The organism is Wujia sp. (assembly GCF_056872695.1).
Map to the genome: position 1 here is coordinate 66434 of NZ_DBMFCD010000010.1, position 16507 is coordinate 82940.

At 45.3% G+C, this 16507-nt stretch carries 17 protein-coding genes and 1 riboswitch; all 17 genes read left to right on the forward strand.

Annotation, left to right across the window (positions count from 1 at the left end; all coding sequences use genetic code 11):
- The first annotated feature begins 86 nt into the window (after positions 1-86).
- The 17 genes from ACZQK9_RS10205 (at position 87) to ACZQK9_RS10285 (ending at position 16503) form a co-directional block, all read left to right on the forward strand.
- A complete protein-coding gene (locus ACZQK9_RS10205) occupies positions 87-467 on the forward strand; it encodes a DUF1934 domain-containing protein (RefSeq protein ID WP_216507945.1) in 381 nt (126 codons plus the stop codon).
- A 47-nt stretch (positions 468-514) separates the two neighbouring features.
- Positions 515-586: riboswitch (Fluoride riboswitch) on the forward strand.
- Between the two features lie 132 nt (positions 587-718).
- The gene (locus ACZQK9_RS10210; protein WP_483270490.1) at positions 719-1915 is read left to right on the forward strand and encodes a cation:proton antiporter; all 1197 of its coding nucleotides are present in this window, start codon (positions 719-721) and stop codon (positions 1913-1915) included.
- Between the two features lie 86 nt (positions 1916-2001).
- A complete protein-coding gene (locus ACZQK9_RS10215) occupies positions 2002-2487 on the forward strand; it encodes an RNA polymerase sigma factor (RefSeq protein ID WP_177982127.1) in 486 nt (161 codons plus the stop codon).
- A 23-nt stretch (positions 2488-2510) separates the two neighbouring features.
- Positions 2511-4016: a hypothetical protein gene (locus tag ACZQK9_RS10220; protein WP_483270491.1), complete on the forward strand. Its 1506-nt coding sequence runs from the start codon at positions 2511-2513 to the stop codon at positions 4014-4016.
- Between the two features lie 19 nt (positions 4017-4035).
- Positions 4036-4386, forward strand: coding sequence for a DUF6198 family protein (locus tag ACZQK9_RS10225; RefSeq protein WP_483270530.1), 351 nt, complete (start codon positions 4036-4038; stop codon positions 4384-4386).
- Positions 4387-4625: 239 nt separating this feature from the next.
- Entirely contained in the window at positions 4626-6848 is a 2223-nt protein-coding gene (locus ACZQK9_RS10230) for an ABC transporter permease (RefSeq protein WP_483270492.1), read from the forward strand.
- Positions 6845-7117 carry a hypothetical protein gene (locus ACZQK9_RS10235; RefSeq protein WP_483270493.1) on the forward strand — a complete coding sequence of 91 codons (273 nt, stop codon included), beginning with the start codon at positions 6845-6847 and terminating at the stop codon, positions 7115-7117. Before ACZQK9_RS10230 ends, ACZQK9_RS10235 begins: the two co-directional genes overlap by 4 nt.
- Before the next feature lie 68 nt (positions 7118-7185).
- The gene (locus ACZQK9_RS10240) at positions 7186-7854 is read left to right on the forward strand and encodes an ABC transporter ATP-binding protein (RefSeq protein WP_483270494.1); all 669 of its coding nucleotides are present in this window, start codon (positions 7186-7188) and stop codon (positions 7852-7854) included.
- A 108-nt stretch (positions 7855-7962) separates the two neighbouring features.
- A complete protein-coding gene (locus ACZQK9_RS10245) occupies positions 7963-8916 on the forward strand; it encodes a COG1361 S-layer family protein (protein WP_483270495.1) in 954 nt (317 codons plus the stop codon).
- 113 nt (positions 8917-9029) lie between these two features.
- Positions 9030-10310 (forward strand): ABC transporter permease, encoded by a 1281-nt coding sequence (locus ACZQK9_RS10250; protein ID WP_483270496.1) that lies wholly within the window; start codon positions 9030-9032, stop codon positions 10308-10310.
- A 113-nt stretch (positions 10311-10423) separates the two neighbouring features.
- Positions 10424-11113 carry a response regulator transcription factor gene (locus ACZQK9_RS10255; protein WP_483270497.1) on the forward strand — a complete coding sequence of 230 codons (690 nt, stop codon included), beginning with the start codon at positions 10424-10426 and terminating at the stop codon, positions 11111-11113.
- Positions 11114-11195: 82 nt separating this feature from the next.
- Positions 11196-12233 carry a sensor histidine kinase gene (locus tag ACZQK9_RS10260; RefSeq protein WP_483270498.1) on the forward strand — a complete coding sequence of 346 codons (1038 nt, stop codon included), beginning with the start codon at positions 11196-11198 and terminating at the stop codon, positions 12231-12233.
- Between the two features lie 121 nt (positions 12234-12354).
- The gene (locus ACZQK9_RS10265; protein WP_178017623.1) at positions 12355-12666 is read left to right on the forward strand and encodes a DUF308 domain-containing protein; all 312 of its coding nucleotides are present in this window, start codon (positions 12355-12357) and stop codon (positions 12664-12666) included.
- 187 nt (positions 12667-12853) lie between these two features.
- A complete protein-coding gene (locus ACZQK9_RS10270; RefSeq protein WP_483270499.1) occupies positions 12854-13441 on the forward strand; it encodes an HD domain-containing protein in 588 nt (195 codons plus the stop codon).
- A gap of 60 nt (positions 13442-13501) precedes the next feature.
- Positions 13502-14854 carry an MATE family efflux transporter gene (locus ACZQK9_RS10275; protein ID WP_483270531.1) on the forward strand — a complete coding sequence of 451 codons (1353 nt, stop codon included), beginning with the start codon at positions 13502-13504 and terminating at the stop codon, positions 14852-14854.
- A gap of 122 nt (positions 14855-14976) precedes the next feature.
- On the forward strand, positions 14977-15618 hold the full coding sequence (locus ACZQK9_RS10280; protein ID WP_483270500.1) for an HAD family hydrolase: 642 nt from the start codon (positions 14977-14979) through the stop codon (positions 15616-15618).
- A gap of 69 nt (positions 15619-15687) precedes the next feature.
- Positions 15688-16503, forward strand: a complete 816-nt coding sequence (locus ACZQK9_RS10285) for a TraX family protein (protein WP_483270501.1) — start codon at positions 15688-15690, stop codon at positions 16501-16503.
- The last annotated feature ends 4 nt before the right edge of the window (positions 16504-16507 follow it).

The following is a 16507-nucleotide window of genomic DNA, read 5'->3' on the forward strand; positions in this document are numbered from 1 at the left end:
TGCATATAGTTAACATGAGATTGCTTGCAATATATAATCTTGCTATGTTATATTAAGAAAAATAAAGTAACAGGGGAGGAAATGAGATGAAGAGAAGGTTATTATGTGTTGTAATGGTTGTTGCGATGGCGTTGTGTCTTGCAGCATGTGGAGGTGCGGGTTCAAAAAATGCGAAGATTACATCTGCGTGGTCAATTGTCGAAATGACAGTAAATGGGAAGTCTATGACGTATGATGATTCAAACCGGGATGCAAAGGCACCACAGTTTTCGTGTACGGATGGAACGAATTTTACATTTACAAACAATGGAAAAGCGCACACGGGAACACTGGAAAAATCAGGTGAAAAATACATCCTGCATTACAGTGATTCGAACAAAACGATGGAAGCTACGATTTCCGGAAAACAGATGACGATCGTGATTTCAGGGAGCGACAGCATGCGTCTGGTGTTTGAAACAAAGTGATGGAACTTCAGGATTGACAGACCGGCAATACGGGCGTATAGTTACATACAGAAAAAGGGAATGAAGTTCTCCCTCGGGTAACCGGAACTGCTTATAAGGCTGATGACTTCTACGATATTGATCGCAGAAGGTGTCAGCTTTTTTTGAGCTTAAAAGGAGGAGGCGTATATGTGCGAAGCACATATTCAGGATGCGCCGACGACATGCCGCCGAACGAATGTGAGGGGGCAACACCACATAGGAGGAAAAACATGTTAACATCACTTGCACTTATCTTTCTGGTCGGACTTGCCATGTCCGCCATCTGTAAACAGATCCGCCTGCCGGGTATCATCGGCATGCTGGCGACAGGAATTGTACTCGGTCCCTATGTTCTGGATCTGTTGTCCCCATCGATTCTGGGAATCTCCGCAGATCTGCGGAAATTAGCACTTATCATCATCCTGCTCAAGGCAGGATTGTCGTTGAACCTCTTGGATTTAAAGAAGGTGGGACGCCCGGCAATCCTGATGTCGTTTGTGCCGGCATCGTTTGAAATCTGTGGGTATATTCTGTTTGCACCGATGATCCTCGGCGTGACGCGCGTGGAGGCAGCGGTTATGGGGGCCGTCATGGGGGCGGTTTCCCCAGCTGTCGTTGTACCGCGTATGGTGAAACTCATGGAGGAAGGCTATGGAACGAAGAAAGGCATCCCGCAGATGATACTGGCGGGGGCATCGTGTGATGATATCTTCGTAATCGTGTTATTTACAACATTTTTGCAGATGGCACAGGGCGGACATGCAAATGCGAAGGATTTTATCAAGATCCCCATCTCAATCGTGTCAGGAATCGTGCTTGGTTGTATCGTCGGCTATCTGCTGTACCGGTTCTTCGAGCTTGCGTATAAGAAGAATCACTGCGTTCGTAACTCAACAAAGCTGATTGTGATCCTGGGTATGTCGTGTCTGCTGCTTGCAATCGAGGAGTGGGTGTCTGCATATGTGGCAGTGTCCGGACTTCTGGCAGTTGTCAGTATGGCATGTATGCTTAAGGTGAAGAGCACGACATTTGTATCGAAACGGTTATCGGAGAAATTCGGAAAGCTGTGGATTGCCGCAGAGGTAATCCTGTTCGTGCTGGTTGGAGCGGCAGTCGATATCCGGTATATGGCAAAGGCAGGGGCAATGGCACTTTTGATGATTGGGGCAGCGCTGCTGTTCCGCGCAGTCGGTGTCTGCATCTGCATGCTTGGCACGAAGCTTACATGGAAGGAACGGCTATTCTGTATCATTGCGTATCTTCCGAAGGCTACTGTGCAGGCGGCGATTGGCTCGGTCCCTCTGGCAGCGGGGCTTCCCTGCGGCACGCTTGTACTTTCGGTTGCGGTCATGGCAATCGTAATCACAGCACCGATCGGAGCGATTGGCATCGACAGTACGTATAAACATTTACTGGAAAAAGAATAAACATGGGACTTTTCCGTGCGCGAAATCATCTAATAGGTGTATGGACATACAGAATATAAAACTCCAAAGGGAAGGGAGTGGAAAACATGAAGAAGGAGGCCTTTGGCGAGCTTGTGATCTCGAACCAGGAAAGCTGGTACCGGATTGCCAAAAGTTACTTGTGCAATGATGCGGATTGTGCCGATGCGATACAAAATGCGATTGTGCATGCATTTGAAAAATTGTACAGCCTGCGGAATGATAAGTATGTAAAAACATGGTTTACAAGAATTCTGATCAATGAATGTCATCAGATCCAGCGGGACAATCAGAAGGCTGCGACTTGGGAGGAATATCAGGAAGAAGGAAGAGAAGCAGAGTATATACGCGGATACGGACAATATTCGGAGCTGTATGACAGTATCATGCGGCTGAAGGAAAATGAGCGTACCTGCATCTGGCTGTATTATTTTGAGGAGTACAGTATCCGGGAGATTGCACAATGTCTGGAGACGACCGAATCTGCAGTCAAGAAACGCCTGGTGCGGGGCAGAGAACATTTGAAAGGAATCTTAAAGGCAAAGTCGGCATGAATGGGTAAAGGAGGTAATGCGTGATGGATATGGATAGAAAACAAGTGAGCGAGATAAAAAACGAATGTCTGCAGATGCCGGATTATATCCGGGATAGGATTGAAGAAACTGTGCAACAGCAGGTAACGAAAAAACAGCATGGCGGTCGGAGAATCTGGAGAGCGGCAGCGGCAGTACTTGCGTTTTGCTGCATAGCAAGCGGAACGACGTTTGCAGCTACAACCTTATATAAAATGCATCTGGAAAAACAGGGCAAGTACGGATCAACCTTGATTTACGGAGATGCAACCGATACTGATGCGCAGACAGAGACTGCGGATGCCAATACACAGAAAGAAGCAACAAATACCAATGCGCAGACAGGGGCAGACGCAAATCTGGATGCACTATATACATTGGATGTTTCATACATACCGGAGGGTATGGAGATCGATGGATTAGATGGTATATACGAGGATGGAAACAATTATGTGAGCAAGGTGAGTATCTTCCCGAGTGACAAAGCGTTCATGGGTGGTGTTTCATTTGTATTTTGGAAAATGCCGTCTGACAAGCAATCGTTGTTTAATAATACCTATGTAGTCTCAACGCAGGAGCTTGAGATTGATGGAAGACAGGCGGTTATTGTCGAAAATCAGACGATGGAATCCGCGACTGCAGATGTTCGGTATCATGTGTATGTTACGTATGATAACGATTATCTTCTGGATATGCTTGTATATGATGATACGGAGCTTGAAACCGCGATAGATATTGTAAAAGGGTTAACGCTCACACCGACCGATGATCCGGCTGCAAAACGACGTATATTGGTACAGGAATATATAGAACCTAACTACGAGGTGGTGGATGAAACGGCAAATACGGATCAGTTTACGAAAACTTCAAAGAAGTCAATGGAACATCTGCATCAGATTGGAGAAACTTTTGATGTACCAAATTCTTCCTTGAAAGCAAAAGTATCTAAGGTGGAATTGCTCGATTCACCAAATGAGCTGGATACAGCATACGAGCTTGACTCCATAGAAACAGACGCTGCTGGAAAGCTCGTAAATAATGTGATAGCTTACGAGAAATATGGAGATGGTATAAATCAGTTAGATGAGGTTGTAGCAACCAAAGAAGTAAAGGAAAAGATTCTTTACATCGAGGTTGAATACACAAATACCGGTAAGACGCAGACAGGTGATACGCTGTATAACTGCGAGCTGATCCGGGCGAAGGAAACAGACGATGGATATGAAATCGTTGATGTTTACGCAATTGACAGCTTAGAGTACGATAGTTATTATGGACAAAATTATCTGATTAACGGTTCACCAATCTATTACTATAATGGGAAAAGTGTAGAAGAAAAAAATCATTTGATTCACGTTCAGCCGGGAGAAACACGAACGGTAACATGGGCATTCCTTGTATCGGAGGATGAGCTGCCATATCTGTTCCTGGATCTGTTCTCAGGAAGCAGTATCAATACGGAATTCAACAATATTGCACTTTCAAATGGATATGTAGATATCCGGCAATAATTATATCGAAAAACGCTGTATACAAGAGACTGCGTATACAGCGTTTTTTGATGGTGCGATCCTGATTGCGGTGGGAATCTTCTTTTATCTGCCGGCAGATATCATACCGCTGGCTGGTGAGGGTGCTATGAAAGCAATCTCGGATAAGACAGGAATCGTATTCAGCCGTGTCAAGATCGGTTTCGATGTGACGATGGTTGTGATCTCGCTCATATCCTGTCTGGCGGTTTTGCACAAGCTTGGTTCCGTCGGTATCGGAACGGTAATCGCTGCGATCTTAGTCGGTGTGAACCTTGGCTTTATCACGAAGCTGTTCGGCGACAAGCGCGACCGTCTGCTTCATCGCGACACCGGACTGCACCTGGACTAGGCTTGCTGCAAGGCGTTTAATTATAAAGCTTGAAAGTGACAAAACTGTCACTTAGTTTGTCACGACCCCGTAACTTTCATCGGGTATAGTTATAAATAGAAAACAACACAGGTGAAATAGTGTAACATATTCGGTTATTTGTAATCATGAAGTATACGAATGATACAAATAACCGAATATGTTAGAAAGTTTATGGTTGTTTTCTATTTATTCTACACGATTAACTACGGGGGAGCGATATGGAAAACTATACCAGACTTTCAATCAAATATCTAAAGTTTCAGAAGAAACGGACGATCCTGACAATCTTGGGCGTTGCTTTAGCGTCAGGAATTCTGTTCGTGATATTAACCTTGTATTTCAGTAACTTCATCAATACCCGCGATGCACTTCGCAAGCAGGCAGATTACGAGATCGTGCTTCTGCCGGAGCAAAATCAGGATGTCTCGGCATTGCTCAAACAGGACTTCGTGAAGACGGCGTATCGTGGAAAATACTACGATTATTATTCGAACTCCTATATTGAAAATGCAATCTACATTAATGTGAAAAATCCTTACCGGTTGGACGCGAATATGGAAACGATCGAGCAGACCTACGGTGTGAAGGCGCAATTAAACCAGCAGCTCGCATCCTATTATCTGCAGGGCGACACCGGAAATGATACATACATTATTCTTCTGATGTTCCTGCTTTTGTCGTTCGTGATCGCAGTCATCGGAGTTGGAATCATCCGGACAACGATCCAGTTGAATACGATGGAGCAGATCAAAGATTATGGAATCCTGCGTTGTATCGGAGCAACACAGGGACAGTTAAAAAGTGTGATATTCCGAATGGGATGCATGCAGGAACTGCTTGGAATCCTTGGCGGAATCGTAATCGGATTTCCAATTGCATATCTGGTTGGCTTATCCATGAATATCAAGGTTCGCCCGCATGTGCTTCCATTTCTGTATGTGCTGATTGTCTTTATCGGAGATCTGTTCTTCGTTATGGATGAGAATGGAAAGCTGGTAAAGAAGATTTCGCCAATCGAGGCGGTGCGTGGGCAGACAAGTGGAACACGGAAGATTAAAGCACGCAAGCAGAGCATCTTCGGGAAGATCTTCGGCGTGCAGGGGGATTATGCATATAAGAATCTGATGAGTAACAAGCGTCGGTTCCTGAAAACAATTTTTACATTTGCCTTATCAATCGCGGCGTTTATCACGATTGCGACGATTTTCACTTCGTTTGTACAGATGCAGAAGCAGATTGCACCTTCTTACGGAGAATATCAGGTGTATTTCTTCAACGAGGCAAATGACGAAGAGACTGTGGATGCGGTGAAATCAGTGCTTCCAAACGAAGAGACACTCACAGACATTGCACAGAACAAAGAAGTGAAGGATGTGAAAGCCGTGTATGCAGCATCTATGGAGGTTGTAGATTATGAGGAGTTCCGGTCACATTTTACAGAGAATTTCCAGAAGGAAACGATGCAGGGAGAGGTCATTGAGCGGTTAAAGGATAGTGAAAAATATAAGGATAAGGCATCTCCGGCTGACCGTGTGAGCGTGATTGGATACGGAGAGGACGAGTATCAGGAATATGCATCGTATCTGGTCGAAGGAACGTTGGACGTCGATGAGAACGGAATCGTATTAGTACAGAATATTGAGGCAACGCTTCAGGAAGAGGTGGATGATGAATCCTATGATGCGATTGATCTGATTGCATCAACGGTGGAATATCCGGCGACGGATTATAAGCTTGGTGATACGATTAAACTTTCGTGGGGGAATGACAAGAAGGTATATGAAATTCAGGGCATTGTTCGGATCGATAAGGATAAATTACAGACGCAGGGATTTGTAAAATGTATTGTACCGCTGATGAACTATTTCCAGATGACCGGGCTTGGCAAATCAGATTCCACGGGTGTGAAATGTAAGCTTCGTTCGGACAATATCTCCGCTTCGCTGACATCGAAGCTGGTAAACGTGCTGGATAACTCAATGGGAGATTACTCTTATCCAGATGCAATCTATTCCGGAGCACTCTTTAGTACATCGATCAGCGCAATCAAATATATTCTGGCGTTTGTGATCGTGATTTTGAGTGTAAGCTCTTTGAATATCGTTAATACGACGGCAAGCAACCTCTACCTGCGGCGACAGGAATTCGCACAGCTTCGGGCAATCGGCGTGTCGGTGCGTGAGCTTCGGAAGATGGTAATGCTCGAAGGCGTGATTACAGTTATCTGTGCGAATGTGGTTGGTGATGTGCTTGGATTTGCAGTTATGATGCCGCTTGCGAAAGCTGCACTGGTGCTGTTCATGGTGAAGCTGACCTTCCCGATTATCGGTGCGGTGATTGGATTTGTGCTTTCCGTGCTTGTAATGTGCGGATCGATTTACATACCGATGAAGCGGATGACAAACCGGATCGCGGATGATCTGAATGCCGCCGGAGATTGATTGGGGGAAAAGCTGAAAAACAGAATATTTGTTCCAACAGGCAGAAGGGAGAAGCAAGCAGAATTGGGGCAAAAGTTGAAAAAAGAATATTTGCTCCAACGGGAAGAAAAGAGAAGCAAGCAGAATTGGGGCAAAAAGCCGAAATAGAGGAAAATCCCCCAATGCCGAGAAGAAAGAAGCAAGCAGAATTGGGGCAAAGAGATAGGAAACATTACATTTGCTCCAACAGGAAGAAAAGAAGAGAAAAACAGGTAGGAGTAACGAAGTAGAAAAAAGAAGAATTGCTCCAATAAAGGAATAAGAAAACAAAAATCAAGATATCAGGAGGGAAATTAACATGGATATTGTAAAGATGGAACATGTGACAAAGATATATGGAAGCGGAGACACACGGGTTTGGGCGCTCGATGATATGAATCTGACCGTGAAAAAAGGAGAAAGTCTGGCAGTGGTCGGAGCATCCGGCTCCGGCAAGTCCACACTGCTGCATGTCATGGGGGGTGTCGACACAGTTACAAATGGCAAGGTAATCGTGGACGACCGGGACATCACAACATTGAAGGATGAAGAAATGTCTGTGTTTCGCCGGAGAAAGATTGGATTTGTATTTCAGTCGTATCATCTGATTCCGGTACTTACCGTGGAGGAGAATATTCAGATGCCGATTCTGTTAGATCACAAGAAGCCGGATCGGGAGTACATCGACCATGTCATTGAGATGCTTGGTTTGAAAGACAGACGGAAGCATCTGCCGAACCAGTTGTCCGGCGGACAGCAGCAGCGTGCGGCAATCGCGCGGGCACTTGCAAACCGCCCGTCTCTGATTCTTGCTGATGAGCCGACCGGAGCACTTGATTCTACAAATGGAAATGAAGTTATGGCGCTGTTGCAGGACTCTGTAAAGAAGCTGAATCAGACGCTTGTACTTATCACGCATAATATTGATCTTGCCAGAGAGGCAGACCGCATCGTACGCATTACGGATGGTAAGCTGACTGAGGAGTGAGTGGGGAAAATCGATAAGTCGTCAAAAAATGAAAATTAGATAAGTGAGAAAAATTTAGGAATATCTAAAAGACAGAGGAAAAAACAGGGCAGAATGAAAGGAGAGAAAATGAATAAGTCAGGATGGAAAAATCAACAAAGCAAACATCAAAGAAGAAATCACCGTTTAAGAGAGATTATCCTTGCTATTCTGGTGGTTTTGAGTGTAGCCGCACCTGTATGCCCGTATTCCGCAAAGGCGGCGACGCCGAAGGTTCTGGTCTCCAATTATAAAGTATCGGAAACAACAATCTATTCCGGAGATAATTTTGACCTGACATTAGAGATTCAGAACACTTCCAAGAACAAAGTCAAAAATATGAAAGTGACGGTTGCTTCCGAAGGCGGCGAGATTATTCCGGTTTCCGGAACCGGAAGCGTCTATGTGGCAGAGATTGCCGGAACCGAGACGAGCGAGCAGACATTTCCCATGGCGGCGGCAGCAGGACTTGCAGAGAAGACATACAAGCTTTCGGTGAAGATGGAGTACGAGAATACTTCCGGCGAGGCGTTTGAGATGGAGGATACGTTGTATTTGCCGGTATATCTGAAACAGCGGGTATCCGTGACCGACGTCATGACCGATGATGCGAAGGTTGGTGATGATGTGGAGATTACCGCCCAGGTGAATAACCTAGGGGAAGGGACACTCTACAATGTAAATGCACGTGTGGAAGGAAAACACGTGGAGAAACAGGAGACCTACATCGGCAATATCGACACAGGGAAAAGCGGCAGTGTAGACCTTCTGGCAAAGGCAATCGAGGTGACAGATTTTGACGAAATGGCAAAGGCAGAAGACTGGATTATTGTGACCTACGAAGACCGGAATGGCGATAAGCGCGAAGAAAAAGTGGATGTATCCTTCTATATTGAGACAGTCGATTACGAAAATCTGGAAGTCTTAAAGGAAGCACCGGAGAAAGACGGACCTGCCACATGGCAGATCACCCTGATCTGCGTCTGTGTACTTGCAGTCGGTGTATTCGTGGGTGTAACTATTAATAAAAAGCGTTCACGATAAGGTGAAATGGAGAAATCGCAAATCCCCAAAAGTGAGCGAGAGCGTGTCTGTATAGAATTGTATTTCTGAACAACTCACGATAAACTATATGGATTTGCGAAAAGGAGGAATCCATGAAATTTATCATGCATTTAACAATTCAAAATATCAAGCGCAGAAAGGCACGAACCATCCTGACCTTACTCGGCGTGATGATTGGTGTGGTAGCGGTTGTTTCCCTCTTATCGCTTGGAATGGGCGTGAAACGCGAACTCCTGCAAGGCTATGGAGATGATGCTTCGATTCGTCAGATTACCGTGCAGACACCGGAGAACAACCGGAACAAGAAAATGCTTCTGACCGATCATACTTTGGAGAAGCTTGCAAAGCTCGATAAGGTAGCGAATGTATATCCGCGTTATGAAGTATTTGCGAATATTCAGGTTGGACAATACACAGCCTATACGAATCTGGTTGGCATCCCCGCAGAGCAGTTATCTGCAATCGCGCTGACCGATACGTCCAGCCTGTCGGACCATGCCAGAAAGCCGGAGATGGTCATTGGAAATGCTATGGGATATATGTTCTTCCATGAGAGTACCATGTCCAGCTACCAGGATGGCGGTGGAGACCTGAACGCATGGATTGGCGAAAAGGCGAAGGTTTCACTGGGATTTGATGAAAATGGGATTACAGACCGGCTGACGATTGCAGGTGTGATGCAGGGGGATGCGGACGAGTTCAGCGAGCAGTCCCAGAGCATCTATTGCGATATTGATGTGCTGCGTTCCTATCTGAAGAAACATGCGGCACAGGGAAGTGTGTTGGGGCAGCCACTCGACAAGAACGGAAATGCATACACCTTGTGGGTTTATTCAAGTGTGGTTGTTGAAGTCGGTAAGATGGAGGACGTAGAGTTTGTTGTCAAAAAATTGCAGGATATGGGATATCAGACAACCAATATGAAAGAGTACCGCGATACTGCGATGCGGACGGTACGGATGCTTGAGCTGCTGTTAGGCGGCATTGGACTCATTTCATTTCTTGTTGCGGCGATTGGTATCAGCAACACGATGACAACAGCTGTTTATGACAGGGTTGCCGAGATTGGAACCTTGAAGGTACTTGGCTGTGAGAAGCGCGAATTGATGGCGATGATATTGCTGGAAGCAGGTATTTACGGACTTGTTGGTGGCGCATGTGGCGTGCTGCTGTCGTTGCTTTTTGGAAAGATTATCAACCGGATTGCTGTATCCGCATTGCTTTTAGAAGCAGGTACGAAGATCGCGGTGATCACACCGAAGCTTGCATTATCGGCAGTCGGAATGGCGATGGTACTTGGAACGATTGCAGGTTATTTCCCATCGCGATGGGCGGCAAAGCTTTCACCGCTCACTGCAATGCGGACAGACTGATATAGAAGAAATGTGACGTATTATCTGAAATGGTGTGCGTCTTTTTCATATTGATGATATAATAACCAATATGGCTGGTAAATGATGATGTAATATAGAAGGAATCGGGGATTATGGCACATAAGATATTGATGGTGGAGGACGATTTCGCCCTTGCAATGGGAACGGAATATGCACTTACTTCGGAGGGATATGAGGTGGCAACTGCGGGAAATCTGGCACATGCACGCGAGAAGTTTGATGACAGTATCGAGCTGGTGCTGCTGGATGTGATGCTGCCGGATGGAACCGGATTTGAGTTTTGCAAGGAACTTCGGGAAAAGAAGAGCGATGTTCCCATTATTTTTCTGACGGCGGTTGCGGAGGAAGCAAATATCGTTCAGGGGCTGGAGCTTGGTGCGGACGATTATGTGACGAAGCCGTATCGGGTGAAGGAGCTGCTGGCACGGGTGGCAGTGAATATCCGGCGTTACGCACAGACAAGGCAGACAGGTAATGGAAATAGCAGTCGAGTCATGACATTTGGAGATACAACCTTCGACGGCGAAGCATTTGTACTCACACAGCACGGCGAGAGGCTTGATTGTACGACGAGCGAGTTGCGTTTGCTGCGGTTTTTGTTGCAGCACCGCGGACAGATAATCAGCCGGAATGCAATCATGGAACAGCTCTATGATATGGATGGGGAGTTTTTCGAAGATAATACTCTTTCGGTCTATATCAAACGGCTTCGGCAGAAATTAGGGGAAGATGGGGCTTATATTGAGACGGTACGTGGAATGGGGTACCGGTTCCGCAAGTAATTGTAAGTACATATGGTGCAGGTGATTCGTTTCGGAAGCAGATTGTAAAAATAGTTTGAAACGCATTGCTGCTGGATAATATATGCAGATGAAAAGTTACGAATTACAACAATTTCATAAGCGATTTTTCTTATATGGAGGTATCGCATACAACATATACGCCGTTTTTGTTGTGCTTGTTCTTTGGCTGCGCGGCTGGCAGTTGTGGGTGACGCTGTTACTTGGCTGTCTGCTGCTTGGAAGTGCTTATGTGGCAGGGCGTCGTTCGATCGGCACTGTGAGCCGGGAGTTGCGGGCAATCGTCGAGATCATGAATCAGATTCTCGAAGCACCGGAGCAGGTTCCGGCAGAACCATATAAACAGGGCGAGCTTGGAGAGTTATATACGAATCTGTATAAGCTGGTGCAGGCATTGAAGGAGAGTAACCGCAAGGAGCAGCAGGAGAAGATATTTCTGCGGGATATCATGTCGGATATCTCTCATCAGTTGAAGACACCGCTTGCGTCGCTCACGGTATTCCTGGATCTTCTGTATGATGGACGAGTGCCGGATGTAGATAAGCAGAAGCAGATGCTTCTTGAATCGAAGAATCAGGTTGGCCGTATGGAGTGGATGGTACTGTCCATGCTGAAGCTTGCGCGAATCGAGGCGGGAGCTATCCAGTTTGAGAAGCATCCATGCAGCTTGTATGCACTTGTGGCACAGGCGAAGGAGAGTGTGGCTTATCTGACGGAGAAACGCGGGCAGCACATTGACGTGCAGATCGACGAGAAACAGATGCTTGTCTGCGACGGGGATTGGCTGACCGAAGCAATCATCAACCTGCTTAAGAATGCATCGGACTATTCCGGTGAGCAGACGACGATCCATATCTGGACCGAAGACAATCCGATGTACACGCGCATTTATGTGAAGGATGAGGGATGCGGCATTGAGGAGTCTGAACTTAAAAATATATTCAAGCGTTTTTATCGAATCAACAAAGAGGTCAATCCGAACAGTGTCGGCATCGGCCTTTCCCTGACGAAATCCATCGTCGAGGGTATGGGCGGTAAGATTTCGGTACGAAGTGAGGTTGGAAGTTATACGCAGTTTATACTGACGTTTGTGCATACATAGATGTACTTGTGGGGATGTGTAAATATATCCAGATTCGAACAGAAAACAATTGAGTTATTCCAATCAAAGTGTTACACTTATAAAGAAATATAGCAGTAAAGTAGATAAATGAGGTGCAGATATGGAACAGACAGGCGGAAAGTGGATGTCTCTGATCGGGGCATACATGATCGTAAAAGGAATCGTCAATCTGATATTGGGATTTTCGGTTGGAAATATTGTAACGCTATTGATCAGTGGAGCGCTTGCATTTCTGATCATCAAGGGCGTACCATATATGAATTATGTGACTGGCGCGTATCTGGCATTGATGAGCGTGATACATATCATCCCGAATATCCAGGGACATCATTGGTTTTATCTGGCAGAGGGTATAATTGATCTGATCGCAGCGGTTGTGCTGTTCACAAGCGGAAGAACCAGAGAATCATAAAACGAAAATAAAAACATGGAGGGAGCGAAAGTCCAGCCATGTTTTTCGTTTCTTTGAAACCTGTTAGAGAGATACAGCTTCCATGTATGCCAGCATTGAATTATTTTCAGAACAATAGTATGGAGTAGGAAAGCGACTTCTATATATAATGAAAATGGATAATTTATATAAAAACGGAGTGAATAAAATGAACGAACGATTAGACAAACAGATGGATTTCATCCGGGAAATTGACAAGGAGAAATTCATTACCCGGATGACAAAATTAACGGATGGAAAAAGACGGGAAAATGATGCAGAACATGCATGGCATATGGCAATCATGACAATCCTGCTTTCGGAATATGCAAACGAGGAAATTGACGTGCTTCGGACAGTTACAATGCTTTTAATTCATGATCTGGTGGAGATTGACGCAGGAGATACGTATGCCTATGACGAGGAAGGCAAGAAGACGCAGGAAGCAAGGGAGAAGGCGGCGGCAGATCGCATTTATAACCTGCTTCCGGAGGATCAGGCAAAGAAGCTGTATGACATCTGGATGGAGTTTGAGGCGAAGGAGACCCCGGAAGCGAAGTTCGCACGCGCGATGGACAACCTGCAGCCGATGATGCTCACCGCAAGTACCGGCGGATTTGACTGGAAAGACCGTGGTGTGCGCGCGGAGCAGGTAATGAAACGAAACGAGATTACACCGGAAGGCTCGAAGGAGTTGTGGGATTATGCGTACGAGAATTTTATAAGACCTAATATTGAGAGTGGAAATCTACAGTAATGGAGGCGAAACATCGTGTCCGGAGAGACAACAAAAAATAAGAAAAAATATGAGATTGATATGTGTAACGGTGCTATCCTGCCGAAGCTGCTGGCGTTTACATTGCCGTTGATGTGTTCGAGTGTGTTGCAGCTTTTATTCAATGCAGCGGATATTATCGTTGTCGGAAGTTTTGCCGGAGATACGGCGCTTGCTGCGGTTGGAAGTAACACAGCACTCATCAATCTGCTGACAAACTTTTTCCTTGGACTATCGATTGGTGCAAACGTATTGGTTGCGAGGTTTTATGGTGCGAAGGCGGAGGAAGATGTGAGTGATACTGTACATACAGCGATGCTGCTTAGTGTGTTCAGTGGCATTATTCTGACGGTGGTCGGATGTTTGGGAGCCAGACAGATATTAATCTGGATGCAGACTCCGGAAGATGTGCTGCCGCTTGCGACAACGTATCTGCGCATTTATTTTATAGGTATGACATCCATGATGGTTTATAACTTTGGCAGTGCCATCCTGCGTGCAGTCGGAGATACAAAACGACCTTTGTATTATCTGTCAGCGGCAGGCGTAATCAATATTGGACTCAATCTGCTTTTCGTGATTGTGTTCCGGATGAGCGTGGCAGGCGTTGCACTTGCGACTGTGATTTCTGAGACAATTTCAGCGAGTCTGATCATTCGTTGTATGATGAAGGAGAAGGGAAGTATCCGGCTGACGTTGTCGAAGCTTCGCATTCATCCGCGGAGATTTGCGGAGATTCTGCGTATTGGATTCCCGGCAAGCCTGCAGGGAGTTATCTTTGCGATATCGAATGTCATTATCCAGTCGTCCGTGAATTCTTTTGGATCGACGGTAGTTGCCGGAAATTCTGCGGCAAGTAATATCGAAGGTTTCGTGTATGTATCTATGAATTCATTTTATCAGGGTACGATCAGCTTCACGAGCCAGAATGTCGGTGCCGGCAAATATGAGCGTGTAAATAAGATTTTGTTTACTGCGCAGGCATGTGTCATTGTGACCGGACTGGTGCTTGGAAATCTCGCAGTGATTTTCGGACATAACCTTCTTGGCTTTTATACGAAAAGTGCGGTTGTCAAAGCGGCAGGAATGAACCGTTTAAAGATTATATGTACAGTTTATGCACTGTGTGGTATGATGGATGTCATGGTTGGCTCGCTGCGGGGACTTGGATATTCGGTAATGCCGACGATTGTATCATTGATTGGTGCCTGTGGGCTCCGGTTGCTGTGGATATTTACATTTTTCCGTATGTACGATCAGTTTCATACCCCACGTTCTCTGTATCTGACGTATCCTGTGAGCTGGATTATCACAACATGTGCACACGTGATATGCTTTGTGATTGTGCGACGGAAGTTAAGCAGGCGGCTGAAATTTCAGAACGGGACGAAGTGAGACATCAGAATACTCTGCATACATGAGCTGATTATGGAAGTAACCGGAATTGTCAATGTGTATGCGGGAACTATTTTCGGGAATAAATAAGGTATAAATTTCTAAAATAAAGGAGACTTACGATGAAACAGGGTATCATATTTGACATGGATGGCACATTGTGGGATTCTGCGGATGGCGTCGCAAAGTCATGGACACAGGTAATTCAAAATGAGTATAAGAAAGATATGGTTGTCACGGAACAGGATATCAAACGTGTGATGGGGAAAACAATGGATGTGATAGGGGATATTTTTTTCCCGGAGCTTACTCCGGAGGGGAGAAAGACTCTTGTTGGAAAATGTGGTGACTGGGAGAATGAATATCTTCGCAGAAATGGTGGTAAGCTGTTCCCGGAACTGGAAGATACGTTGAAAGCACTTAAAGAAAAGTATCATCTGTATATTGTAAGCAATTGCCAGAGTGGCTATATCGAGGCATTTTTGGACTATTATAATTTCGGACAGTATTTTGAAGATATTGAATGTTATGGGAATAACGAGAAGAGCAAGGGGGATAATATCCGTTTGGTGATGGATCGGAATGGGCTGGAACAGACAATCTATGTCGGCGATATCCAGGGTGATTATGATGCGACCATGCAGGCAGGCGCTGCCTTCGTGCATGCGAAATATGGATTTGGAACGATCAATACGAAGGTTGCGGAAATCGAGAAGTTCAGCAATCTTTCGGAAGTGGCAGAACAGGTTTTTGCTGCAATGTAGTATGGATAAAGATATGTAGCGCATAGCGTTCAATATTGATATGCCTATAAACATGGATGACAGATGGTTATGGAAGAAAATATAGAAATGAACGAAACAATCGGACAAGATATACAAATACAACGAGGAATATCCGGAAGTACGCTCAAGCTGATTGCTATGCTCGCGATGCTGATCGACCATATCGGGGCGACAATCGTGTTACAGCTTGTCCAGCGAAATCCGAATAATTTTGATGTGTTTGGGAATGTACACATGACAGGGATGGTTATCCTGTATTATATTTTGCGTGGAATCGGCAGACTGGCATTTCCAATTTTTATCTTTCTATTGTTGGAGGGATTTCGATATACACATAACCGGTTTTTCTATATTGGACGGCTGCTGCTTTTTGCGATTATTTCTGAAATTCCATTTGATCTGGCAGTGAATCTGCCGGCAAAGTTGATCATGAAAGGACATTTCCTCGAATTTACCAGCCAGAATGTATTCTTTACACTGGCAATCGGCATGATTGTGCTGACGGTATTGGAGGGACTGCGAGTCATACAAATAGATACGATTTTGAAAACGATTCTGATCGTTGGCGTGATTGCGCTGGGGGCAGCACTTGCATATGCGCTGCATACCGATTATGGTGCGATTGGCGTACTGGCAATCTGTGCGGCGTATGGATTCCGGAATCAAAAAAAGGAACTGCAGATGGCAGTTCCCTGTATTGTATTATCGGTATTAAACATGTCAGAATTATGTGCGCTTGCGGATGCAGGCATTGTGCACTTCTATAATGGGAAGCGTGGCTTGAAACTAAAATGGGTATTTTACATATTCTATCCATTGCATTTACTGATTCTTGCCGGCATCTGTGTTCTGCTTTTTAAATAGAAAC